We start from the raw sequence: 22,307 nt of genomic DNA, 5'->3' as shown, positions 1-22,307 counted from the left end.
CGTACGCACGAAGGGCCCGCCTCCCGATCGGGAGGCGGGCCCTTCTCGTGTTCCACCGAGGGACTAGCCCAGCGGGTGCATCCAGCCGTGGGCGTCGGAGGCCTGACCGGTCTGGAGGTCCAGGAGCGCCTTGCGGAGCTTCATGGTGACCTCACCCGGCTCGCCGTCGCCCTGGATCCAGTTGGCGCGCGCGGACTTGACCGAGCCGACCGGGGTGATCACGGCCGCCGTGCCGCAGGCGAACACCTCGGTGAGGGTGCCGTTCGCGTTGTCGCGCTCCCAGTCCTCGGTGGTCAGGCGGCCCTCCTCGGCGGTGTAGCCGAGGTCGCGGGCGATGGTGAGGAGGGAGTCGCGGGTGATGCCCGGGAGGAGCGAACCGGTGAGCTCGGGGGTGACGATGCGGTCGCCGTACACGAAGTACAGGTTCATCCCGCCCATCTCCTCGATCCAGCGGTGCTCGACGGCGTCGAGCCAGACCACCTGGTCGCAGCCGTGCGAGGCGGCCTGGGCCTGGGCGACGAGGGACGCCGCGTAGTTGCCGCCGGTCTTGGCCGCGCCGGTGCCGCCCTTCGCCGCCCGGACGTACTCCTCGGAGAGCCAGACCGAGACGGGCTTCACGCCGCCGGGGAAGTACGCGCCGGCGGGCGAGGCGATGACGATGAAGAGGAACTCGTTGGCCGGGCGGACACCGAGCCCGACCTCGGAGGCGAACATGAAGGGCCGCAGGTAGAGCGAGGCCTCGCCGGAGTCCGGCACCCAGGCCCGGTCCTGCTGGACGAGGACGTCGCAGGCCTCGATGAACAGCTCGGTCGGCAGCTCCGGCATCGCCATGCGGCGCGCGGAGGCCTGGAAGCGCTCGGCGTTGGCCTGCGGGCGGAAGGTGGCGACGGTGCCGTCGGGCTGCTTGTACGCCTTGAGGCCCTCGAAGATGGTCTGCGCGTAGTGCAGGGTCATGTTCGCCGGGTCGATCGACAGCGGCGCGTACGGGACCAGCTCTGCGTCGTGCCAGCCGCGCCCCTCGGTCCACTTGATCGTCACCATGTGGTCGGTGAAGTGGCGGCCGAAGCCGGGGCTGGCCAGGATCGCCTCGCGCTCCGCGTCGGACAGGGGGTGCGAGGAGGGCTTGAGCTCGATCGTGGGCGTCGTCATGAGTGCTTGTCCTTCACCGGTTGTGTATGGCGGACCGCGCTCACGGCGTACTAGGACGTCCGAGCATCCCCGCATTCCGCGGCCTCGCGTTCGATTATCGCGCAAGCGGAGGCTTCGTAGAAGCGGGGAGAGCGGCCCAGGGGAGATGGTGGCACCCGGGGCCGCGCAGGAAAAGCCGCCGGGTCGCCTGTGTGACCCGACGGCTTCCTGGAATGGTGCAGCCGGGTCAGCCGGCTACTCGCGCGGCGAGTGCGTCGCCGATCGCGTCGGTGGAGCGGAAGGTGCCGTCGCGCTCCGCGAGGTCGGCGGAGACCGCGTCCTCGATGCGGACGGCCTGGGCCTCGTAGCCCAGGTGACGCAGCAGGAGGGCCACGGAGAGGATCGTCGCGGTCGGGTCGGCCTTGCCGGTGCCCGCGATGTCCGGGGCCGAGCCGTGGACGGGCTCGAACATGGACGGGAAGGCGCCGGTCGGGTTGATGTTCCCGGAGGCGGCGAGGCCGATTCCGCCGGTCACGGCGGCGGCCAGGTCGGTGAGGATGTCACCGAAGAGGTTGTCCGTCACGATGACGTCGAAGCGCTCGGGCTGGGTGACGAAGAAAATCGTCGCGGCGTCGACGTGCAGGTAGTCGGTGGTGACCTCGGGGTACTCCTGGCCGACCTTGTCGAAGATGTTCTTCCACATGTGGCCCGCGTACACGAGGACGTTGTTCTTGTGGACCAGCGTCAGCTTCTTGCGGGGGCGGGCGTTGGCCCGCTCGTACGCGTCACGCACGACGCGCTCGACGCCGTACGCGGTGTTGATGCTGACCTCGGTGGCCACCTCGGCGGGGGTGCCGGTGCGCAGGCTGCCGCCGTTGCCGGTGTACGGGCCCTCGGTGCCCTCGCGGACCACGACGAAGTCGATCTCCGGACGGCCGGCCAGCGGGGTGGCCGTGTTCGGGAAGAGCTTCGACGGGCGCAGGTTGATGAAGTGATCGAAGGCGAAGCGGAGCTTCAGCAGCAGACCGCGCTCCAGCACGCCGGACGGGACCGAGGGGTCGCCGATGGCGCCCAGCAGGATCGCGTCGTGGTGCTTGAGGGCTTCGAGCTCCGCGTCCGGGAGGGTTTCACCGGTGCGGTGCCAGCGCTGGGCGCCGAGGTCGTACTCCTTGGTCTCCAGCTTCACATCCTGGGGCAGGACCGCGGTAAGGACCTTGAGGCCCTGAGCCACGACTTCCTGGCCGATGCCATCACCGGGGATCACTGCGAGATTGATGCTGGTCGACATGGCAAAACCGTACTCCCTGTCCCAGCCCTCAGACACATTGCGTCCACCATGTGGACGCGTGGCCGCAATATGTCCGATGAGCGGGTTGATCAGTGGCCGGTCGCCCCGCCGTTGTCACGGCGGTCGAGCGCGCGCTGGAGGGCGGCGGCGGCGTTCTTGCGGTCGACGTCGGCCGTGGAGGAGCGGCGGACGCGACGGGCTGCGGTGGTGGTGGTCTTCATGGGTGATCGACTCCTTGAGATCACGGCGTGGCGGGGCCACGGATGAGGGGTTCCTTCAAGGCGCCGGAAGAGGCGGGGGGCAGTGCGCCGCAGGGGTTGCCTGCCGGGGCGCGCGCCCTCTACCGCCATTCGCCTGATTGGCGAGACGTTCGGCTTCTACCAAGCTAGGGCAGCTCCGGCTGTCTGTCTCCGCAATTACTCGGACTTCCTACTATCTGAGACGCGCAGCCGCCCGGAAGGGCGCTCCAGAGGCTCCGTTTTCAGCCGTTCGTGGAGCGGAGTTCCCTGATCAGAGCCCTTACGGCGAGGGTGGAAGCCGATTCCGGAGTGGTGACGTATCCCACGCGTCTCACCGGCCCCTCGGGGCCCAGACAGGTGACGTCGACGGCCTCGGTCGCCTCCCGGAGCGACAGCTCGGGCATGATCGCCATGCCGAGGCCCCGGCCGACCATGGTCAGCACCATCGCGTCGTCCTCCGCCTTGACGGTGGCTCGGGGGATCCAGTCCTGCGCCAGCCACCAGGCCCGGGTGTACGAGCCGCAGTTCTCGTCCCAGTCCATCAGGGGCAGCGCCTTCGGTTCGGGGTGCCCCGCCGGGTGCACCAGGGAGTACGCCTCCTCCACCAGCACCCCGCTCAGCAGACCCGGCGGCAGCCCCTGTGCGACGCCCAAGGTCGCGATGCCGAGGTCCGCGCGGCCCGCGGCCACCTCCCCCGCCGCACCGGGGCCGATCTCCCGGACCACCCTGACCTCGGGGCGGATGCCGGGGTGGCGGGCGGTGAGCCGCTCCAGGGCGGGCGGCAGCAGGTGCAGGGCCGCGCTGCGGAAGGCGGCGATGCGGAGCACGCCCTCCACCGGGTCCGCGCCGCGGCCCGTGCCTCGCACCTCCGCGCCCATGACCTCGTACAGCCGCAGGATCCGGCGGGCGTGGCCGACGGCCCGTTCCCCGGCCGCCGTGGGCGAGGCTCCGCCACGACCGCGCTCGAAGAGGACCGCGCCGAGCTTGGTCTCGCTTCCGCGCACCGAGTGCGAGACGGCCGACTGGGTGAGGCCGAGCGCGACCGCCGCGGCGGAGAAGCCGCCGCTGTCGGCCACGGCGACCAGGACCCGCAGTTCCCGCGGCGCCAACTCGCCGGCTGTCATGGCCTTCACCTCGTTCTATGAGCGCTGTTCATGGATGTGCCGCTTCCATGAACCGAACCCCCTGCCCGGCCCGGTGATTCCTTCCTAGCGTCTGCGCCATGACCACGAACACCAGCGCGTACGCCGTCCACCAGATCGCCCGCCCGACCGGTTTCCCCTCCGCATCCGACTTCGCGTACGTCAGCGCCCCCGTGCCCGAGCCGGCGCCCGGCACCGCCCTCGTGCGGAACCTGCTGCTCTCCGTGGACCCGTACCACCGCGGATTGATGGACGGCGGCGAGGGCGGTTTCGCGCTCGGAACCCCGCTCGAAGGTCGCTCCGTGGGCCGGGTGATCGCCTCCCGCGACCCGGGCCTGGCCGAGGGCGACCTCGTCTTCCACCGCTCGGGCTGGCGCACGCACGCCCTGGTCACCCTGGGCTCCGACGGCACGCGCAGGCTGCGCGGCCACGAGGGCGTCCCCCTGGAGGCGTACCTCTCGATCCTCGGCGGCACCGGCCTGACCGCGTACGCCGCGCTGACCCGGACCGCGGGCCTGCGCGAGGGCGAGGACCTCTTCGTCTCGGCCGCGGCGGGCGGCGTCGGCACGGCCACCGGCCGCATCGCCCGACTGCTCGGCGCCCGCCGGATCATCGGCAGCGCCGGATCGGCGGCGAAGGTCCGCCACCTGACCGGGGCGCTGGGCTTCGACGCCGCCTTCGACTACCACGACGGGCCGGTCGGCGAGCAGCTCGCGAAGGCCGCCCCCGACGGCATCGACGTCTACGTGGACAACGTCGGCGGGGAGCACCTGGAGGGCGCGATCGACGTGCTGCGCGAGTACGGACGGATCGCCTGGGTCGGCGGCCTGTCGATGTACAACGGCGACCGGTCCCCGGCCGCGCCCCGCAACCTCTTCGAGGTCGTACACAAGTCACTCCGACTGGAAGGGGTATTGGTTCGCAATCACACCAATCTCCAGGACGAGTTGGAGGACTTCCTCGTCCCGCACCTGCGCAGTGGCCGGATCGGCACCGACACCACCGTTGTGCAGGGCTTCGATCACACGGTGGACGCCTTCCTGGGCATGTTCCGGGGGGACAATCTGGGCAAGATGCTCGTGCGGATCGACGACTGAATCCAGCCACCCGGATGTTCACCGAGTTCTTACCGCACGGATGTAGACCTTTGCATCGGCTGCCGCCACTCTTTGCGTCAATGTGCCAACCGGGCACTGGAGTTGGAGGCGAGGACTCAGTGACACCGATCAGCCGCAGAGGTTTCGTGGGAATCGGCGCGGGGCTGGTGGCCGGGGCGGCCCTGCCCCCGCTGCTGCCGACGACGGCGGCCGCGGCCGCCGCGACCGGCACCATCACCGATGTGAAGCACGTCGTGATCCTGATGCAGGAGAACCGCAGCTTCGACCACTACTTCGGCAAGCTGAAGGGTGTCCGCGGCTTCGGCGACCGCGCCGCCGGCAACATACCGGGCGGCTGGGGCACCTTCAACCAGTACAACTGGGGCGCCCGCCAGTACCCGTGGAAGCTGTCCGCCACCCCGGCGGCCGGTGGCGCCGACAGCGAGACCCTCGCCCAGTGCACCGGCGACCTCCCGCACAGCTGGAGCTCGCAGCACGGAGCCTGGAACAAGGGCCGGATGGACAACTGGGTCACCGCCGTCGGCAAGACCCACACCCTCGGCTACCTCGACCGCGGGGACATCCCCTTCCACTACGGGCTCGCCGACAACTACACGATCTGCGACGCCTACTTCTGCTCCACGCTCAGCGCGACCGGCCCCAACCGCACCTTCCTGTGGAGCGGCAAGGTCGACGCGGGCAGCAAGGACGGCGGCGACGAGTCCGGGCTGACCTGGGAGACGTACGCGGAGGCCCTCCAGCGGGCCGGCATGACCTGGAAGGTCTACCAGAACGCCCAGGACAACTACGGGGACAACGGGCTCGCCTACTTCAAGAAGTTCACCGACGCCAAGCCGGGCGACCCGCTGTGGGACCGCGGCATGGGCTCCGTGCCCAAGGTGACCGGCTCCACCCCGGACGACATCGCCGCCGCCATCCGCGCCGACGTGGTCGCCGGAACCCTCCCCCAGGTCTCCTGGGTCGTGGCGAACGAGGCCTTCTCCGAGCACCCGTACGCCCCGCCCGGCGACGGCGCGCACTTCGTCGACCTGGTCTACCGGGCGCTCGCCGCGAACCCGGAGGTATTCGACTCCACCGTCCTGTTCCTCAACTACGACGAGAACGACGGCTTCTTCGACCACGTGGCGCCGCCGATCGCCCCGCCGGGCACCCCCGGCGAGTACATCGACGGGATCCCGGTCGGGCTCGGCTTCCGCGTCCCCATGATCGTGATGTCGCCGTGGACGCGGGGCGGCTGGGTCAGCTCCGAGGTCTTCGACCACACCTCCGTACTGCGCTTCATGGAGACCTGGACCGCCGCCCTCGGCACCCCCGCGACCTGCCCGAACATCAGCGCCTGGCGCCGCAAGGTCACCGGCGACCTGACCGGCGTCTTCGACTTCGCGCATCCGGTCTACGGGGTGCCCGCGGGCCTGCCCGGCACCGCCAAGGTCATCGGCCAGTCGACCTGCGGCCCGCTGCCCAACCCGGCGCCGCAGGACAACGCCCTCCCGGCGCAGGAGCCCGGCACCCGCCCGGCGCGGGCCCTGCCGTACCAGGTGAACGGCAACATGGACCGGCTGGAGTTCGGCGCGGCGGGAAAGATCCTGGCCTGGTTCTCCATGACCAACCAGGGCACCGAGGCGAAGCGGCCGGCGCACTTCTCGATCCACCCGCACCAGTACCGGGACACGGCCGCCTGGCAGTACACGGTCGACCCGGGCGCCACGTCGAGCGACTACTTCAACATCGGACTCGGCAGCGGCTCCGGCAAGTACGACATCTCGATGTACGGCCCGAACCGCTTCCTGCGCCGCTTCCTCGGCGACGCCACGAAGCCGGGCAAGTCCCTGGAGGTCGCGGCCCGTTTCGCCGTCGAGGCGGGCACGGGCAAGACCGCGATCTGGTTCAAGATGACCAACTCCTCTGCCTCGCCGGTCACCTTCACGATCCGCTCGAACGCCTACCGCGCCGACGGCCCGTGGACCTACACCGTCGCCGCGAACTCCTCCACGGAGGACTACTTCAACGCGGTGGCGTACAGCAGCGGCTGGTACGACTTCACGATCCTCGCCGACTCCGACGGCACCTGGTCGCGCCGCTACACGGGCCACATCGAGACGGGCGCCCCGAGCATCTCGGGCTCCTGACGCTCCCGGTCCCACTGGGGAGCCCTAGAGCACGTCCCCGTCCCGCCAGTCGAAGTCGAGCCGCCCGGCGGGGTCCAGCCGGACCCCGCCGGGCGGCACCCACACGTACGTGGAACCCTCCTCGTCGGCGAGCCGCACCGGCCCGCCCGGCGAGAGCGCCCCGACCCGCCCGCCCCACGCCCGCCAACCGCGGCCCTCGTACAGCGCGGCCCCCGCCTCGGAGGCCGAGAGGGCGCCGAGCACGTAGGCCCGCGCCACGACCCGCTCCAGCCCGTCCATGACCTGCCCGCCGAGCCCCCGGCGCCGCAGGCCGGCCCGCACGGCGACGGCCTCGACGTATCCCGTGCGCAGGGCGCGCCCCTCGTGCACGACCCGCCGCTGGACGACGCTGCCGTGGGCCACGAGCCGGCCGTCCTCGCGGATCAGCACGTGCATCCCGCCGAGGGCGTGCTCGTGGTCCTCGTCGGAGAAGTCCCCGCCGAAGGCCTCGTCGAGCAGCTCGCGCACCTCCCGCAGCTCGCCGTCGGTCAGCTCCGAGGTGTGCGCGGTCCGCGTGTCGGTCATCCCGGGACCGTACCAAGCGGTCCGCATGCCGGACGCGGAACGCCGTGCGTCGGCCTCCATTGGGCCGACGCGGCTCTGGCGGTCTGGACCATTGCCTCGGCAGACTCGCTCCATGTCGCCCGATACCGAAGCGTGGACCCCGATCCACGGCCTGCCGTACCGTCCCGCCCCCTACCGCCCCGCACGGATGCCCGGCGAGGAATCCCTGGCACGCGCCGCCGAGTTGCGCGCGCGGATGGACGAGCGCAGGACCGTACGCCACTTCTCCCCCGACCCCGTGCCCGAGCAGGCGGTCCGCGACGCCATCGCGTGCGCCGCGACCGCTCCGTCCGGGGCGCACCAGCAGCCGTGGACCTTCGTCCTGGTCAAGGACCCCGCCGTGCGGGAGCGGATCCGCGCCGCCGCCGAGCAGGAGGAGGAGCTCTCCTACGACGGCCGTCTCGGCGACGAGTGGCTCGCGGCCCTGCGCCCCCTCGGCACGGACTCCGTGAAGACCCACCTCACGGACGCCCCGGCCCTGATCGTGGTCTTCCAGCAGCGCTACTGGCTCGGCCCGGACGGTACGAAGCGCAAGCACTACTACGTGGACGAGTCGGTCGGCATCGCGGTCGGCATGCTGCTGTCCGCGCTCCACCTGTCCGGCCTGGCGGCGCTGATCCACACGCCGAGCCCGATGCGCTTCCTCTCCCGGGTGCTGGGCCGCCCGGAGAACGAGAAGGCCTTCGCGGTGATCCCGGTGGGCTACCCGGCGGACGACTGCGAGGTCCCGGACCTGGTCCGCAAGTCCCTCGACCAGGTCATCGTGGAGGTCTGACGCACTACCGTGGGGACCTTCCACAAGATCCACATCGGGAGGTCCCTTGCTCCGCATCCGCTACGAGGTCAACGGCGGCCCCGAAGTCCTCTTCGCCGAGAACGCCACCGTGCCGGAACCGGCATGCGGTGAGGTGCTCGTGCGGACGGAGGCCGTCGGGGTGACCTTGCCCACCGTTCGCAAGGTGCGGGAGGGAGCCGGGCCGATGCCGTTCGGGGGCGAGATCGCCGGGCGGGTCGCCGCCGTTGGCGAGGGGGTCACCGCTTTCTCCGTCGGCGACCGCGTCACCGGGCTGTGCTTCGTGGACGCCTACGCCGAGTTCGCCGTGCTGAACACCGCGATGACCTCTCCGATCCCCGACGGCGCGAGCGCCGTCGAGGCGGTGGCCCTGGTCCGCAGCGGGTTGGTGGCACGCGGGGCCTACGAGGCCGCGCGGGTGGAGCCCGGGGAGTCCGTGCTCGTCACCGCGGCCGCGAGCGCCGTGGGGACGCTCGCCCTGCAGTTCGCCAAGGCGGGCGGGGCGGGCCGTGTCGTGGCCGCCGTCAGCAGTGCGGGCAAGGCGGACTTCGTGCGTGCCCTGGGCGCCGACGAGGTCGTCCTGTACGAAGACGCCGAGTGGGGAGCCCCCTACGACGTGATCCTCGACGGCGTCGGCGGCGGCCTGCTCGGTCCCGCCGTACGGGCCCTGGCGACCGGCGGCTGGCTGGTGGCCTTCGGCTCCGGCGGCGGCACGGTGGAGGCGTACGAGCTCCTGGTCCGCGGCGCCTCGGTGATCGGCTTCCAGATGCGGGCCATCGCCACGGGGAAGCCCGAGCTGTACGACCTCTGGCGGCGCGAGCTGTGGGAGCTGCGCGACGCGGGCACCCTGCGCACCGCCGTGCACGAGGAGATCCCCCTCGCCGAGGCGGCCCGGGCCCACGCCCTGATCGAGCAGCGCCGCAACCTGGGCAAGGTCGTGCTCGTCCCCTAGGGCCGGAATGGGGACCGCCCCCGCTCCGGACTTGGGGGTTCCGGAGCGGGGGCGGGGTTCGACGGGGCCGGTCAGCCCATGTGGGGGTAGCCGTACTCGGTCGGCGGGACCAGGGTCTCCTTGATGGAGCGGGTCGAGGTCCAGCGCTGGAGGTTGGTCGCCGCGCCGGCCTTGTCGTTCGTGCCCGAGGCGCGACCGCCACCGAAGGGCTGCTGGCCGACGACGGCGCCGGTGGACTTGTCGTTGATGTAGAAGTTGCCCGCCGCGAAGCGGAGCTTCTCCATCGCGTCCGCGGCCGCGTAGCGGTCGGCGGCGATGATCGAGCCGGTCAGGGCGTACGCCGAGACGGACTCCATCTGGGCCAGCATCGCGTCGAAGTCGGCGTCCTCGTAGACGTGCACGGCGAGGATCGGGCCGAAGTACTCGGTCGTGAAGACCTCGTTCTCCGGGTCGGTGCACGCGATGACGGTCGGGCGGACGAAGTAGCCCTCGGAGTCGTCGTACGTGCCGCCCGCGATGATCTCGCAGGTCGGGTCGGCCTTCGCACGGTCGATCGCGGCCTTGTTCTTCGCGAAGGACCGCTCGTCGATGACGGCGCCGATGAAGTTGGTCAGGTCGCGGACGTCGCCCATGGCGATGCCGTCGACCTCGGCCGCGAAGGCCTCCTTGAAGCCGTCGTTCCAGATGGAGGCCGGGACGTAGGCGCGCGAGGACGCCGAGCACTTCTGGCCCTGGAACTCGAAGGAGCCGCGGGTCAGGGCGGTCTTCAGGATGGCGCGGTCCGCGGACGGGTGCGCGACGACGAAGTCCTTGCCGCCGGTCTCGCCGACCAGGCGCGGGTAGGACTTGTACTTCTCGATGTTGTTGCCGACCGTCTTCCACAGGTACTGGAAGGTCTTGGTCGAGCCGGTGAAGTGGATGCCGGCCAGCTCGGGGTGGTTCAGGGCCACCTCGGAGACGGCGATGCCGTCGCCCGTCACCAGGTTGATGACGCCCTTCGGCAGGCCGGCCTCCTCCAGGAGCTCCATGAGGAGGACCGCGGAGTGGGTCTGCGTCGGGGACGGCTTCCACAGGACCACGTTGCCCATGAGGGCGGGGGCGGTCGGCAGGTTGCCGGCGATGGCCGTGAAGTTGAACGGCGTGATCGCGTAGACGAAGCCTTCCAGCGGGCGGTGGTCGCTGCGGTTCCACACGCCGGCGGAGTTCGCGACCGGCTGCTCGGCCATGATCTGGCGGGCGAAGTGGACGTTGAAGCGCCAGAAGTCGACGAGCTCGCACGGGGTGTCGATCTCGGCCTGCTGCGCGGTCTTGGACTGGCCCAGCATGGTCGAGGCGGCGAGCTTCTCGCGCCACGGGCCGGCCAGCAGCTCGGCGGCGCGCAGGATGATCGCGGCGCGGTCGTCGAAGGACATCGCGCGCCAGGCCGGGGCGGCGGCCAGGGCGGCGTCGACGGCCTCCCGCGCGTCGGCCTCGGTGGCGTTGGCGTAGGTGCCGATGACGGACTTGTGGTCGTGGGGCTGGACCACGTCGAAGCGCTCGCCGCCGCCCATCCGCTTGACGCCGTTGATCGTCATCGGGAGGTCGATCGGGTTCTCGGACAGCTGCTTGAGCTGCGCTTCGAGACGGGCGCGCTCGGCGCTGCCGGGGGCGTACGAGTGGACCGGCTCGTTGACCGGAGCGGGGACCTGGGTCACTGCGTCCATGGCTCTGCTAACTCCTTGACCTGGTTCTGGACTAGTTCTTGGTGATCATCGAGCGGAGGAAGAAGAGGAGGTTGGCGGGCTTCTCCGCGAGGCGGCGCATGAAGTAGCCGTACCAGTCCGTCCCGTACGCGGTGTAGACGCGCATCCGGTGGCCTTCGGCGGCGAGCCGCAGGTGCTCCTCGCTGCGGATGCCGTAGAGCATCTGGAACTCGTACTCGTCCTGCTTGCGCCCGGCCGCCCGGGCGAGCTCCTGCGCGATGGAGATCAGGCGCGGGTCGTGCGACCCGATCATCGGGTAGCCCTCGCCCTCCATCAGGATCTTCATGATGCGGACGTACGCCTTGTCGATCTCGGCCTTGTCCTGGTAGGCGACCTCGGCGGGCTCCTTGTAGGCGCCCTTCACGATCCGGACGCGGCTGCCGGCGGCGGCCAGGCGGCGGGCGTCGGCCTCGGTGCGGAAGAGGTACGCCTGGATGACGCAGCCCGTCTCCGGGAAGTCCCGGCGCAGCTCCTCGTGGATGGCGAACATCGAGTCGAGGGTGGTGTGGTCCTCGGCGTCGAGGGTCACGGTGGTGCCGATGGCCGCGGCGGCCTCGACGACCGGGCGGACGTTGGCGAGGGCGAGCTCGTGGCCGCCTTCCAGCGCCTGGCCGAACATCGACAGCTTCACGGACATCTCGACGGTCTCGCCGAGGCCGAGGACGTCGAGGTGCTCGATGAGCCGGAGGTAGGCGTCGCGGGCGGCGTGCGACTGGGCCACCTCGGTGATGTCCTCGCCGACGACGTCGAGGGTGACCTCCAGGCCCTTGCGCGTGAGGTCCTCGACGATCGGGATCACCTGCTCGACCGTCTCACCGGGGATGAACCGGTTCACCACGGGCTTGGTCACCGGGGCGGCAGAGACGATTCGGCGCATCTTGTCGCTGCGCGAAGCGGCGAGGATCACGGGACCCAGCACGGGGGCACCTCCAGCGGGTGGCAGAAGAAAAGCTCAAGTAAAACCTCCGTGAAACCTAAGGATCGCTTCGATGCTCTGCCATCGACAGCTGTCACGCATCCGTGTCCCGGATCTCATACATCTGTCTGAAGAGCCGTCGCGCGAGTGGGAGAATGGCCGGGTGAAGGGCGATTACCAGGACCTGGTGGACGAGATCTCGGCGCTGCTCGGCGCCCCGGCGACCCTGGAGAACCGGGACTTCCGCCTCATCGCCTTCGGCGCGCACGACAGCGAGGACGACTCGGCGATGGACCCGGTCCGGACCAGGTCGATCCTCACGCGGCAGTCGACGGCGGCCGTCCGGTCCTGGTTCGAGGGGTTCGGCATCGCCCGCGCCACCGGGCCCGTCCGGATCCCGGCGGCGCCCGACGCGGGGGTCTTCCGGGGGCGGATCTGCCTTCCGGTGCGCTACCGGGGCATCGTGCAGGGGTACGTGTGGCTCCTCGACCAGGAGCCCGGCAAGCCCGGCCGCCCCTCCCCCGGCGCCCGTTCCTCCTCCCCGGCTCCCTCCGCCGGCCCGAGCGCCGCGGCACTCGACGCCGCCATGGAGGTGGCCGAGCGGATCGGGGTCCTGCTCGCCGAGGAGGCGAAGGCGGGGGCCGACCTCTCGCGGGAGTTCCTGGCGGTGCTGACCGCGGGGCGGGGCTGGCAGCAGGACATGGCGGTGTCCGCGCTGCGGCTCGCCCTCGGCGCGGGCGGGGACGGGCTGCACGCGGCGGTGTGCGTGGCGCCGTGGCCCGGGGAGGCCCCGGCGTCGGTGCCGGGCGCGGCGGCGGTGTGCGTGGTCCCGCGCGGGGCGGGCGGAGCCGACGGCGCCGCGTCCGGGGGCGGCGACCTGGCGGTACTGCTGCGGCTGCGCTCGCCCGACGCCCTGGATCCGGCCCTGACGGCGGTGACCCGACTGCTCCCGGGAGCCGCCTCGCCCGGCGTGCGCCCCTCCACCGCCGGCGTGGCCGAGCCGATCCGGGGTCTCGGCGCGCTGCCCGCCGCCTGGGAGCAGGCGGTCGCGGCGGCCCGCGCGGCCGCGGCGCAGCCCCGGCTCGGCCGGGTCGCGCGGTGGTCGGCCATCGGCCCGTACCGGATGCTGGCAGCCCTCGCCGCCGACCCCGTCGACGATCCGGCGGCCCGCGCCCTACTGGACCCGGCCCACCGCGAACTGGCCCGTACCGCCGAGGTGTTCCTGGACTGCGCGGGGCAGGCGGGGCGCGCGGCCGCGGCGCTGGGGATCCACCGGCAGACCCTGTACTACCGGATCTCGCGGGTGGAGCAGCTGACGGGGCTGGACCTGGACGAGGGCGAGGACCGGCTGTTGCTGCACATGGCCCTGAAGACGGCCCGGCTGCACGGCTGACGACGGGGGCGGATCCGGCCGACGTAGGGGTGGTCCCTAGGGCCTGTCGTCAAACTCCCGTCGTCGCCCGGAGGGCGGCCCCGCGGCGTCTGGTGCGTGCTCTCGGTGCGCCGGGTGGAAGCCCGCGTACTGGACGTACTTGGCTTTCGCCCGGTGCGGCGAGAGCGCGTGCCAGGCGTCGCGGGGCAGACGGGAGTTTGACGACAGGCCCTAGGGGCGGTCCCCGATACCGGAACGCCCCCGGGTCCCCTAACGTCGCGAACACCTGACGTACGGAGGCCAGATGAAGGCGATCGTCCAGGAACGGTACGGCTCGTCCGACGTTCTGGAGTTCAAGGAGGTCGACCGCCCGGCCCCCCGGGACGGCGAGGTGCTCGTACGGGTGCGCGCCGCCTCGGTCAACGCCCGTGACTGGCACGTCATGCGCGGCGATCCGTACGTGGCACGCCTGGCCTTCGGACTGACCGGACCCCGGCAGCGGATCCAGGGCACCGACTTCGCCGGGGTGGTGGAGGCCGTCGGCGAGGGGGTCACCGGACTGCGTCCCGGTGACGAGGTGTACGGCGAGGCCGACGGGGCGTTCGCCGAGTACGTGTGCGCTCGGCAGGACGTGGTGGGCGCGAAGCCGGCCGGCCTGACCTTCGAGCAGGCGGCGGCGGTTCCGTTGGCCGGGAACACCGCCCTGATGGGCCTGCGCGATCTGGGGCGGCTGCAGCCGGGGCAGCACGTCCTGGTCAACGGCGCCTCGGGCGGCGTGGGGACCTTCGCCGTACAGATCGCCAAGGCGCTCGGCGCGGAGGTGACCGGCGTGTGCAGCACGCGGAACGTGGACCTGGTCCGCTCGCTCGGCGCGGACCACGTCGTCGACTACAAGCGGGAGGACTTCACCCGGACGGGCCTGCGGTACGACCTCGTGCTCGACCTGGTGGGCAACCGTACGCTGGCCGACCTGCGGCGTGCTTCGACCCCGACCGGCGCCCTGGTGCTGTCTGGCGGTGGCGTGTCCGAGGGCGGCAGCCTGTTCGGCCCGATGGGCCTGATCATCCGCGGGAATCTCATGTCCCGCTTCGGGCGAGCGCGGATCCACGTCCTGACGGCGAAGCAGAGTGCGGACAACCTGGCGGCGCTGCGCGAGCTCGTCGAGCGGGGTGCGGTCACTCCGGCCGTCGACCGGACCTACCCGCTGAGCGAAGGGGCCGAGGCCGTCCGCTACCTCGAAATGGAGCACGCGAGCGCCAAGGTCGTCATCACCTGTTGACGGGCCTTCAGCGGCGCCGGGGCCCCTGCTCCAGTGGTGCGCCGCTCTCGGAATCCAGGACGAGCCGCTCCCCCACCGGCCGGGCGAGGGTGACGGGGACCCGCTGCTGCAGCATCAGCGCGGGGCAGGCCCCGTCCCGGCCCGCCTTCTCGCCGGGCAGGATCCGCCCGGCGAGAACCACGGTGTCCGTGCCTTCGAGGACGTCCACGGCGACCCCTCCGTCGCAGGCTCCATGACCTGCCGTCACCTCGAAGGAGGTGGCGTCCGGGGGTGCGGCCGAACGGCCGAACAGCGGGGCAGTGCCCCCGTCGAAGGTGCGCAGCGGCTCGATCGGGGGCTTCGGGAGCTCCTGCGGCCGGATCGCGATCCGGGTGAGGGGCGTGTCGTAGCCCTCGACGGTGAACGACCACGCGGGCACCCGGGCCGGGCCGCGGCTGGTGCGCACGGTGGTCTCTCCGAAGGCGATGGCCGTGACGGACAGAACGCGATCGGGCCGCGCCTCGCCGCCCTTCGCCCCGCCCTGCAGTTGTCCGTACGCCTCCCGGGCGGTCAGCAGGGGCAGGGTGAGCTCGGCGCCGCCCGCGTCCCAGCGGACCGGGGTGGCGGACGGCGGGCCCTCGGGCAGCGCGGCGCGCAGGACGAAGTTCCCGTTGACCGCGGCGGCCTTGTCCTCGCCCGAGCGGAATCCGCCCGCCGGCGCCCAGTCCTGCTCGTCCAGCGGGTGGAAGCCCTCCCGCCACTGCGCGAGTGCCGCCGAGCCCTCCCAGGCCGCCGCCACCCGCTCCATGCGCGGCCGGGTGTCGGCGGGGGCGACCGGCTCGCCCCGGCTCCCACCCCCGGGTGCCGTTCCGCATCCGGCCGCCAGTACCACCGCCACCACCGGGCCGCACAGCGCCGCCGCTGTTCCGGTTCTCCCCGCCGCCATCGCGACTCCCCCTCGTCCCGGTCCGATTCGAGGATGGGACGGAGCCGGCCGGGCGGCGGTTCCGCCTCCGCTTTCCCCGCCGGGCGCCCTACTCCGCCGGGCGGCCCAGCGCGGCGGTTGCGGCGGCCCGCATGCCCTCGGTCAGCTCCTCGGCGCTCGGCGCCGACTTCGGGTCGAAGAGCCACTGGAGCATGAGACCGTTCAGCAGCGCCTGGTAGAAGGCTCCGAGCGTCTGCTCCTCCCGCTCGGTGATCCCCTCCTCCGGGTTCCCCGTGAGCATCGCGATCAGGCCCCGGCGCCCCTCGGTTTGGGAAGCGGCGAGCATGGCCCGCAGGTCCGGCATCCGGTCACCGGCCAGGGCGACCTCCACGCTGGCCGACCAGACCGGACCGGCTTCGCCGCGGTGGGCCAGGAAGCCCTCCCAGACCCCTTGGAACCGCTCCAGCGAGCCGCCCTGGCCCTGCACACCGTCCTTGAAGACATCGCCGAGTTCCTGCATCAGGGCGATGAAGGCCTCGGCCAGGAGGGCGTCCTTCGAGCCGTAGTGGTAGCCGATCGAGGCCAGGTTCGCGCCCGACGCCTTCACGATGTCGCGCGCGGTCGTGCGCACGAACCCCTTCTCCAGCAGGCACTTCTTGGCGCCTTCGAGCAGATCTTCGCGATGTCCCATGGCGTCACCGTAGCAAGACGCACGTCACAGACGGAAGTCCAAGACGGTCGTCATGTACATACGTCATAGACAATCGTTTATGACGTATGTACATTGCTCCTCATGACGAACCCCAGCGCCACCGCGCGACTCGCCGGCCGCCGCGAATGGACCGCGTTCACGGTCCTCCTGCTGCCCCTGCTCCTGGTCTCGATGGACGTCTCCGTCCTCTACTTCGCCATCCCCGCCATCACCGAGCAGCTGGACCCGAGCGCCACCCAGCAGCTGTGGATCTTCGACAGCTACGCCTTCGCCCTCTCCGGCCTGCTGATCACGATGGGGTCGCTCGGGGACCGGATCGGCCGCCGCAGGCTGCTGCTGATCGGCGCGACCGCCTTCGGCCTCGCCTCGGTCGGCGCCGCGTACGCCACGAGCGCGGAGATGCTGATCGCGGCCCGCGTGCTGCTCGGGATCGGCGGCGCCACCCTGATGCCCTCCACGCTCGCGCTCATCCGCAACCTCTTCCAGGACGACAAGCAGCGCGGCAAGGCCATCGCCATCTGGTCCGGGGCCATGACCGGAGGCATCGCCCTCGGCTCGGTGCTCAGCGGTGTGATGCTGAACCACTTCTGGTGGGGCTCCGTCTTCCTGGTCAATGTGCCCGCGATGCTGCTCCTGCTGGTCCTGGTCCCCGTACTGGTCCCCGAGTTCAAGGACCCGGCCCCCGGCCGCTTCGACCTGCTGTCCGTGCCGCTGTCCATGGCCGCCGTACTGCCGGTCGTCTACGGGCTCAAGGAGATCGCCGCCGAGGGCTTCGAGCCCCTCTACGCGGGCTGCCTGCTCGTCGGCCTGGCCTTCGGGTACGCCTTCGTCCGCCGGCAGCGCACCCGGGAGGACGCGATGGTCGGCCGGGCGCTGTTCAGGGGACGCGGCTTCGGCGCCGGCATCGGCCTCAACACCATCGCCGCCTTCGCCATGATGGGCTCGGCCTACTTCACCACCCAGTACCTGCAGTCCGTGCTCGGCATGGGCACCCTGGAAGCCGCGCTGTGGAGCCTGGCCCCCTCGGTCGTCATCGGCGCCGCGGCCCCGGTCTCCGCCGCCCTGGCCCAGAAGACGGACCGGGCGTACGTCATCGCCGGCGGGTTCGTCCTCGCCGCCGCCGGGTTCGCCCTGATGGCCCTGGTCGGCACCGACTCGCTGTGGCTGCTGCTGATCGGCGCCGGGGTGCTCGCCTCGGGCATCGTCACCGTGATGTCCCTCGTCTCCGACATGGCGCTCGCCTCGGCCCCCGCCGAGAAGGCCGGTTCCGCCGCCTCCCTGCTGGAGACCGGCCAGGAGTTCGGCGGCGCCCTCGGCATGGCGGTCCTGGGCAGCCTGGGCACCGCGGTCTACCGCGGGGACCTCGCCGCCGCCGACCCGGCCGCACGGGAGACCCTGGGCGGAGCCGTGGCCGTCGCCCACCGGATCGGCGGGGAGGCTGGCGGGCAACTGCTGACCCTGGCCCGGGAGGCCTTCGTCCACGGAATGCAGTACGCGGCCTGGGGCGGCACGGCGCTACTGCTCGCGGCAGCACTCCTCGCCGCGGCCCTGACCCGGGGATCCGGCGCCCCCACCCCGACCCCGGCAACCGCATCCGACCCCACCGACACCCCCAGCCCCGCCGGCGTTTGAGGCGCGGGGTCCGGGGCGGAGCCCCGGGGAACGGAGGAAGGGCGGGCAGGGGACGAGCCCCGCAGCCGGCACGGATGTGGCACGGGCTTCCATCCGCTCTGACGGGTCTCGTCACCGACCCCGCATCCGACAACACCGTCACCCGAATGGCCCAACGTGACGTGCCACCCACATGGGTGAAGATCAAGCTGGCTAGTGCCCCATCCGAGGCAATCTGTGAAAGGCGAACCAAATGCGCATTAGACGAATCCTCGCTGCAGTCTTCGCCACGGCAGCCCTCGCCGGACTCGGCTTCACAGGCGCCGCCACCGCCACAGCAGCCACCGTCACCGTCACCCCGGCCAGCGTCACCCCGGGTGAGTGCACGGACAACGGCGGAACGATCGACCGGTCGACGCCCGTGCTCCCGACCTGCAGGGGCGGTATGTACGACGGGCAGACGGTCGACTAGACCCCACCAGGGCCCATTGCGAAAGTGGATCGTCGCCCCGCAGCCACGCGTTGCGGGGCGACTCCCTCGCGAGCGTTCTCCCTCGGCTGACCGCTCGACGTACCTGGGAGGCGTGACGATCGCACACGGGCCCGATGAGGTCGGCGGGAGCGGCTTGGGCTGGCGCTGCCATGGGGCGAGAGATCGGGGCCCGTACGTTGGTCGCGAATCGGGCAGTCTCCCGGGCAGCAGCCTGTCCGGCCACACCCGGGGCCCCCTCGACGCAGTCGCTGCCGAACTCAACAGCCGCCGCGCAAGACGCTCGGCTGGGAAACCCCAGCCGAGCGCCTGTCTGAACTGCTCGCCACCACACGTCGGTGATCACGTGTTGCGACGACCCCTGGAATTCGCCGATCCCCAGGGCCCTGCCATTGGCCAGTGACCGGTCAGCCGAGGCTGACGGTGCGCGCGGAGACCGCGCCGATCTCGGTGGCGATGTCCGCGAGGACGTTCGCCGGGACCTCGGCGTCGACGGTGAGGATGGCGAGCGCCTCGCCGTGCTCCTCGGCCCGGGCGACCTGCATGCCCGCGATGTTCAGACCGGCCTCGCCGAGCAGCTGGCCGACCTTGCCGACCACGCCCGGGCGGTCGGTGTAGCGCAGCACGACCATGAAGTCGGCGAGCGCCAGGTCCACGTCGTACTCGCCGACGCCCACGATCTTCTGAAGGTGCTTCGGGCCCGCGAGCGTGCCGGAGACCGACACCTCCTGACCGTCCGACAGGGTGCCGCGCACGGTCACCACGTTGCGGTGGTCCGGGGACTCCGAGCTGGTGGTCAGACGCACCTCGACGCCGCGCTCCTGCGCGAACAGCGGGGCGTTGACGTAGGAGACCGTCTCGTCGACGACGTCCTCGAAGACACCCTTGAGCGCGGAGAGTTCGAGCACCTTCACGTCGTGCTGGGTGATCTCGCCGCAGACCTCGACGTCGAGGCGGACCGCGACCTCGCCCGCGAGGGCGGTGAAGATGCGGCCGAGCTTCTCGGCGAGCGGCAGGCCCGGACGGACGTCCTCGGCGATGACACCGCCCTGGACGTTGACCGCGTCCGGCACGAGCTCCCCGGCGAGGGCGAGGCGCACGGACTTGGCGACCGCGATACCGGCCTTCTCCTGGGCCTCGTCCGTGGACGCGCCGAGGTGCGGGGTGCAGACGACCTGGTCGAGCTCGAAGAGCGGGGAGTCCGTGCAGGGCTCCTTCGCGTACACGTCGAGGCCGGCGCCGGCGACGCGGCCCTCCTTGATGGCCGAGTACAGGGCGGCCTCGTCCACGATCCCGCCGCGCGCGGCGTTGACGATGCGGACGGACGGCTTCACCTTGTGCAGGGCCTCGTCCCCGATGAGACCGAGGGTCTCGGGGGTCTTGGGCAGGTGCACGGTGATGAAGTCGGCGACCTCCAGGAGCTCGTCCAGCGCCAGCATCTTGACGCCCATCTGGGCGGCGCGGGCGGGCTGCACGTAGGGGTCGTACGCGACGATCTTCATGCCGAAGGCCGACATGCGCTGGGCGACCAGGACGCCGATGCGGCCGAGGCCGACGACACCGAGGGTCTTCTCGCTGAGCTCGACACCGGTGTACTTGTTCCGCTTCCACTCGCCGTTCTTCAGGGCGGTGTTGGCCTGCGGGATGTTGCGGGCGGTCGCGACGAGCAGGCCGCAGGCGAGCTCGGCGGCCGTCACGATGTTCGAGGTCGGAGCGTTGACGACCATCACGCCGGCCTTGGTGGCGGCGGAGACGTCCACGTTGTCCAGACCGACGCCGGCGCGGGCGACGACCTTCAGCTTCTTCGCCGCGGCGATGGCCTCGGCGTCGACCTTGGTGGCGGAGCGCACGAGGATCGCGTCGACGTCGGCGATCGCGGGCAGCAGCTCGGCGCGGTCCGCGCCGTTGCAGTGCCGGATCTCGAAGTCCGGACCGAGCGCCTCGACGGTCGCGGGCGACAGCTCTTCGGCGATGAGTACGACAGGTTTCGAGCTCACGTGGGTCATCCTCACAAGTCCAGTGCGGACGGCCGTCCCGACGGCCGCAGGCGGTGGAGGGGGTAGCCGCGTGGAAGACGCACGACACTGTGGGCCTGACGCGTATGTGTTGAGCAGTGTAGTGGCGACAGCGGACCGGATTTCCGCCTGTACGGAAGGATCACCCGTCCGTGGTTGGCCGCGTTGGACAAGCCGGGCCCTCGCGGGCCCTCCGGTGATGCGCGGCGGGGCCGGGACGCAGCGTCCCGGCCCCGTCACTCAGCCGATCAGCTCTCGTCGCTGTCGACCCAGCTCATGAGCTTGCGCAGCTTCTTGCCGGTGGTCTCCAGCAGGTGCTCCGAGTCGGCCTTCTTGTACTCGTTGTACTTGGGCAGACCGGCCTTGTACTCGGCCATCCACTCCTCGGCGAACTTGCCGGACTGGATCTCCTCCAGGACCTTCTTCATCTCGGCCTTGGTGGCGTCGGTGATGACGCGCGGGCCGGTGATGTAGTCGCCCCACTCGGCGGTCTCGGAGACCGACCAGCGCATCTTCTCCAGGCCGCCCTCGTACATGAGGTCGACGATGAGCTTCAGCTCGTGCAGGCACTCGAAGTACGCGATCTCGGGCTGGTAGCCGGCCTCGGTCAGCGTCTCGAAACCGGCCTTCACCAGCGCGGAGGCACCACCACAGAGGACGGCCTGCTCACCGAACAGGTCGGTCTCGGTCTCCTCGGTGAAGGTGGTCTTGATGACACCGGCACGGGTGCCGCCGATACCGGCCGCGTACGACAGCGCGAGCGCGAAGGCGGAACCGGTGAAGTCCTGCTCGACGGCGGCGATGCACGGGACGCCGCGGCCTTCCTCGTACTGGCGGCGGACCAGGTGACCCGGGCCCTTCGGGGCGACGAGGGCGACGTCCACGTTGGCCGGGGGCTTGATGAAGCCGTAGCGGACATTGAAGCCGTGGCCGAAGAAGAGCGCGTCGCCCTCCTCGAGGTGGTCCTTGATGGACTCCTCGTAGATCTCGGCCTGGAGCGGGTCCGGGGTCAGGATCATGATGACGTTCGCCCACGCGGCGGCCTCGGCCACGGGGACGACCTTCAGGCCCTGCTCCTCGGCCTTGGCCTTGGACTTCGAGCCCTCCTTCAGGCCGACGACGACGTCGACGCCGGAGTCACGGAGCGACAGCGCGTGGGCGTGGCCCTGGCTGCCGTAACCGATGACCGCGACCTTGCGGCCCTGGATGATGGACAGGTCGGCGTCGTTCTCGTAGAACAGCTCGGCCACTGGGATATCTCCTTGGTGCGCTGGTGTTGCACCCACCGTACGGCGGGGAACGGAATCTGAGTTTTCGGTCTCGCTATGCGAACGTGCCGTGTCGACGCGTCAGGCGGTGCGGTCGAGCGCCCGCAGGCTGCGGTCCGTGATGGACCGGCCGCCACGCCCTATGGCGATCGTGCCGGACTGGACGAGCTCCTTGATGCCGAAGGGCTCCAGCATCTTGAGCATCGCGCCGAGCTTGTCGGCACCGCCGGTGGCCTCGATGGTGACGGCCTCCGGGGAGACGTCGACCGTCTTGGCGCGGAACAGCTGGACGATCTCGATGATCTGCGAGCGGGTCTCGTTGTCGGCGCGGACCTTCACCAGAACGAGTTCGCGCTCGATGGCGTTGTGCGGCTCCAGCTCGACGATCTTGAGCACGTTGACCAGCTTGTTGAGCTGCTTGGTCACCTGTTCGAGCGGAAGGTCCTCGACATTCACGACGATGGTGATGCGGGAGATGTCGGGGTGCTCGGTGACACCGACCGCGAGGGAATCGATGTTGAACCCGCGGCGGGAGAACAGCGCGGCGATCCGGGCGAGGATGCCGGGCGTGTTCTCGACCAGGACGGAGAGCGTGTGCTTGGACAT

The 22,307-nt window shown here is 71.1% G+C and carries 20 protein-coding genes; 8 read left to right on the top strand and 12 right to left on the bottom strand.

The window, feature by feature from the left end; translation table 11 throughout:
- Positions 1–63: 63 nt before the first annotated feature.
- The 4 genes from ACFYYJ_RS24005 to ACFYYJ_RS23990 all read right to left on the bottom strand — a co-directional run bounded on the left by ACFYYJ_RS24005 (position 64) and on the right by ACFYYJ_RS23990 (position 3,779).
- Positions 64–1,149: a branched-chain amino acid aminotransferase gene (locus tag ACFYYJ_RS24005; RefSeq protein ID WP_389135260.1), complete on the bottom strand. Its 1,086-nt coding sequence runs from the start codon at positions 1,147–1,149 to the stop codon at positions 64–66.
- 226 nt (positions 1,150–1,375) lie between these two features.
- Positions 1,376–2,416, bottom strand: a complete 1,041-nt coding sequence (locus ACFYYJ_RS24000) for a 3-isopropylmalate dehydrogenase (protein WP_384754010.1) — start codon at positions 2,414–2,416, stop codon at positions 1,376–1,378.
- Positions 2,417–2,505: 89 nt separating this feature from the next.
- A complete protein-coding gene (locus tag ACFYYJ_RS23995; RefSeq protein ID WP_385132839.1) occupies positions 2,506–2,637 on the bottom strand; it encodes a hypothetical protein in 132 nt (43 codons plus the stop codon).
- Positions 2,638–2,897: 260 nt separating this feature from the next.
- The gene (locus ACFYYJ_RS23990) at positions 2,898–3,779 is read right to left on the bottom strand and encodes a LysR family transcriptional regulator (protein ID WP_389135256.1); all 882 of its coding nucleotides are present in this window, start codon (positions 3,777–3,779) and stop codon (positions 2,898–2,900) included.
- A gap of 98 nt (positions 3,780–3,877) precedes the next feature.
- Between ACFYYJ_RS23990 and ACFYYJ_RS23985 the strand changes: the two genes are divergently transcribed.
- Entirely contained in the window at positions 3,878–4,894 is a 1,017-nt protein-coding gene (locus ACFYYJ_RS23985) for an NADP-dependent oxidoreductase (protein ID WP_389135253.1), read from the top strand.
- Positions 4,895–5,013: 119 nt separating this feature from the next.
- Complete coding sequence (locus ACFYYJ_RS23980; RefSeq protein ID WP_389135250.1) at positions 5,014–7,044, top strand: phosphocholine-specific phospholipase C; 2,031 nt, start codon at positions 5,014–5,016, stop codon at positions 7,042–7,044.
- 24 nt (positions 7,045–7,068) lie between these two features.
- Here ACFYYJ_RS23980 and ACFYYJ_RS23975 read toward each other — a convergent pair whose 3' ends face one another.
- Positions 7,069–7,635 carry a GNAT family N-acetyltransferase gene (locus ACFYYJ_RS23975; protein WP_385510331.1) on the bottom strand — a complete coding sequence of 189 codons (567 nt, stop codon included), beginning with the start codon at positions 7,633–7,635 and terminating at the stop codon, positions 7,069–7,071.
- Between the two features lie 85 nt (positions 7,636–7,720).
- Between ACFYYJ_RS23975 and ACFYYJ_RS23970 the strand changes: the two genes are divergently transcribed.
- On the top strand, positions 7,721–8,422 hold the full coding sequence (locus tag ACFYYJ_RS23970) for a nitroreductase family protein (RefSeq protein WP_385133494.1): 702 nt from the start codon (positions 7,721–7,723) through the stop codon (positions 8,420–8,422).
- 46 nt (positions 8,423–8,468) lie between these two features.
- Complete coding sequence (locus ACFYYJ_RS23965; RefSeq protein ID WP_389135246.1) at positions 8,469–9,392, top strand: zinc-binding alcohol dehydrogenase family protein; 924 nt, start codon at positions 8,469–8,471, stop codon at positions 9,390–9,392.
- A 71-nt stretch (positions 9,393–9,463) separates the two neighbouring features.
- On the opposite strand, the gene pruA is transcribed toward ACFYYJ_RS23965, so the two are convergent.
- Positions 9,464–11,095: an L-glutamate gamma-semialdehyde dehydrogenase gene (gene pruA / locus ACFYYJ_RS23960; RefSeq protein WP_385365675.1), complete on the bottom strand. Its 1,632-nt coding sequence runs from the start codon at positions 11,093–11,095 to the stop codon at positions 9,464–9,466.
- A gap of 31 nt (positions 11,096–11,126) precedes the next feature.
- Positions 11,127–12,053 carry a proline dehydrogenase family protein gene (locus tag ACFYYJ_RS23955; RefSeq protein ID WP_385133500.1) on the bottom strand — a complete coding sequence of 309 codons (927 nt, stop codon included), beginning with the start codon at positions 12,051–12,053 and terminating at the stop codon, positions 11,127–11,129.
- A gap of 160 nt (positions 12,054–12,213) precedes the next feature.
- Between ACFYYJ_RS23955 and ACFYYJ_RS23950 the strand changes: the two genes are divergently transcribed.
- On the top strand, positions 12,214–13,443 hold the full coding sequence (locus ACFYYJ_RS23950) for a PucR family transcriptional regulator (protein WP_389135241.1): 1,230 nt from the start codon (positions 12,214–12,216) through the stop codon (positions 13,441–13,443).
- Positions 13,444–13,726: 283 nt separating this feature from the next.
- On the top strand, positions 13,727–14,701 hold the full coding sequence (locus ACFYYJ_RS23945; RefSeq protein ID WP_385365679.1) for an NAD(P)-dependent alcohol dehydrogenase: 975 nt from the start codon (positions 13,727–13,729) through the stop codon (positions 14,699–14,701).
- Between the two features lie 7 nt (positions 14,702–14,708).
- Here ACFYYJ_RS23945 and ACFYYJ_RS23940 read toward each other — a convergent pair whose 3' ends face one another.
- Positions 14,709–15,626 carry a hypothetical protein gene (locus ACFYYJ_RS23940; RefSeq protein ID WP_389135238.1) on the bottom strand — a complete coding sequence of 306 codons (918 nt, stop codon included), beginning with the start codon at positions 15,624–15,626 and terminating at the stop codon, positions 14,709–14,711.
- A gap of 88 nt (positions 15,627–15,714) precedes the next feature.
- Positions 15,715–16,296, bottom strand: a complete 582-nt coding sequence (locus ACFYYJ_RS23935; RefSeq protein ID WP_389135235.1) for a TetR/AcrR family transcriptional regulator — start codon at positions 16,294–16,296, stop codon at positions 15,715–15,717.
- Between the two features lie 102 nt (positions 16,297–16,398).
- Between ACFYYJ_RS23935 and ACFYYJ_RS23930 the strand changes: the two genes are divergently transcribed.
- Together ACFYYJ_RS23930 and ACFYYJ_RS23925 are read left to right on the top strand one after the other, a co-directional pair.
- Positions 16,399–17,949 carry an MFS transporter gene (locus ACFYYJ_RS23930; protein WP_389135233.1) on the top strand — a complete coding sequence of 517 codons (1,551 nt, stop codon included), beginning with the start codon at positions 16,399–16,401 and terminating at the stop codon, positions 17,947–17,949.
- Between the two features lie 232 nt (positions 17,950–18,181).
- The gene (locus ACFYYJ_RS23925; RefSeq protein ID WP_385365684.1) at positions 18,182–18,400 is read left to right on the top strand and encodes a hypothetical protein; all 219 of its coding nucleotides are present in this window, start codon (positions 18,182–18,184) and stop codon (positions 18,398–18,400) included.
- 425 nt (positions 18,401–18,825) lie between these two features.
- On the opposite strand, the gene serA is transcribed toward ACFYYJ_RS23925, so the two are convergent.
- The 3 genes from serA to ilvN form a co-directional block, all read right to left on the bottom strand.
- A complete protein-coding gene (serA, locus tag ACFYYJ_RS23920) occupies positions 18,826–20,415 on the bottom strand; it encodes a phosphoglycerate dehydrogenase (RefSeq protein ID WP_385365685.1) in 1,590 nt (529 codons plus the stop codon).
- Positions 20,416–20,681: 266 nt separating this feature from the next.
- Positions 20,682–21,683, bottom strand: a complete 1,002-nt coding sequence (gene ilvC / locus ACFYYJ_RS23915; RefSeq protein ID WP_384589487.1) for a ketol-acid reductoisomerase — start codon at positions 21,681–21,683, stop codon at positions 20,682–20,684.
- A 99-nt stretch (positions 21,684–21,782) separates the two neighbouring features.
- On the bottom strand, positions 21,783–22,307 hold a 525-nt coding region (ilvN, locus tag ACFYYJ_RS23910; protein WP_376656536.1), incomplete at its 5' end, for an acetolactate synthase small subunit.

The organism is Streptomyces sp. NPDC002467, assembly GCF_042889825.1.
Classification (GTDB): domain Bacteria; phylum Actinomycetota; class Actinomycetes; order Streptomycetales; family Streptomycetaceae; genus Streptomyces.
This window is presented reverse-complemented; position numbering and strand designations above follow the sequence as displayed.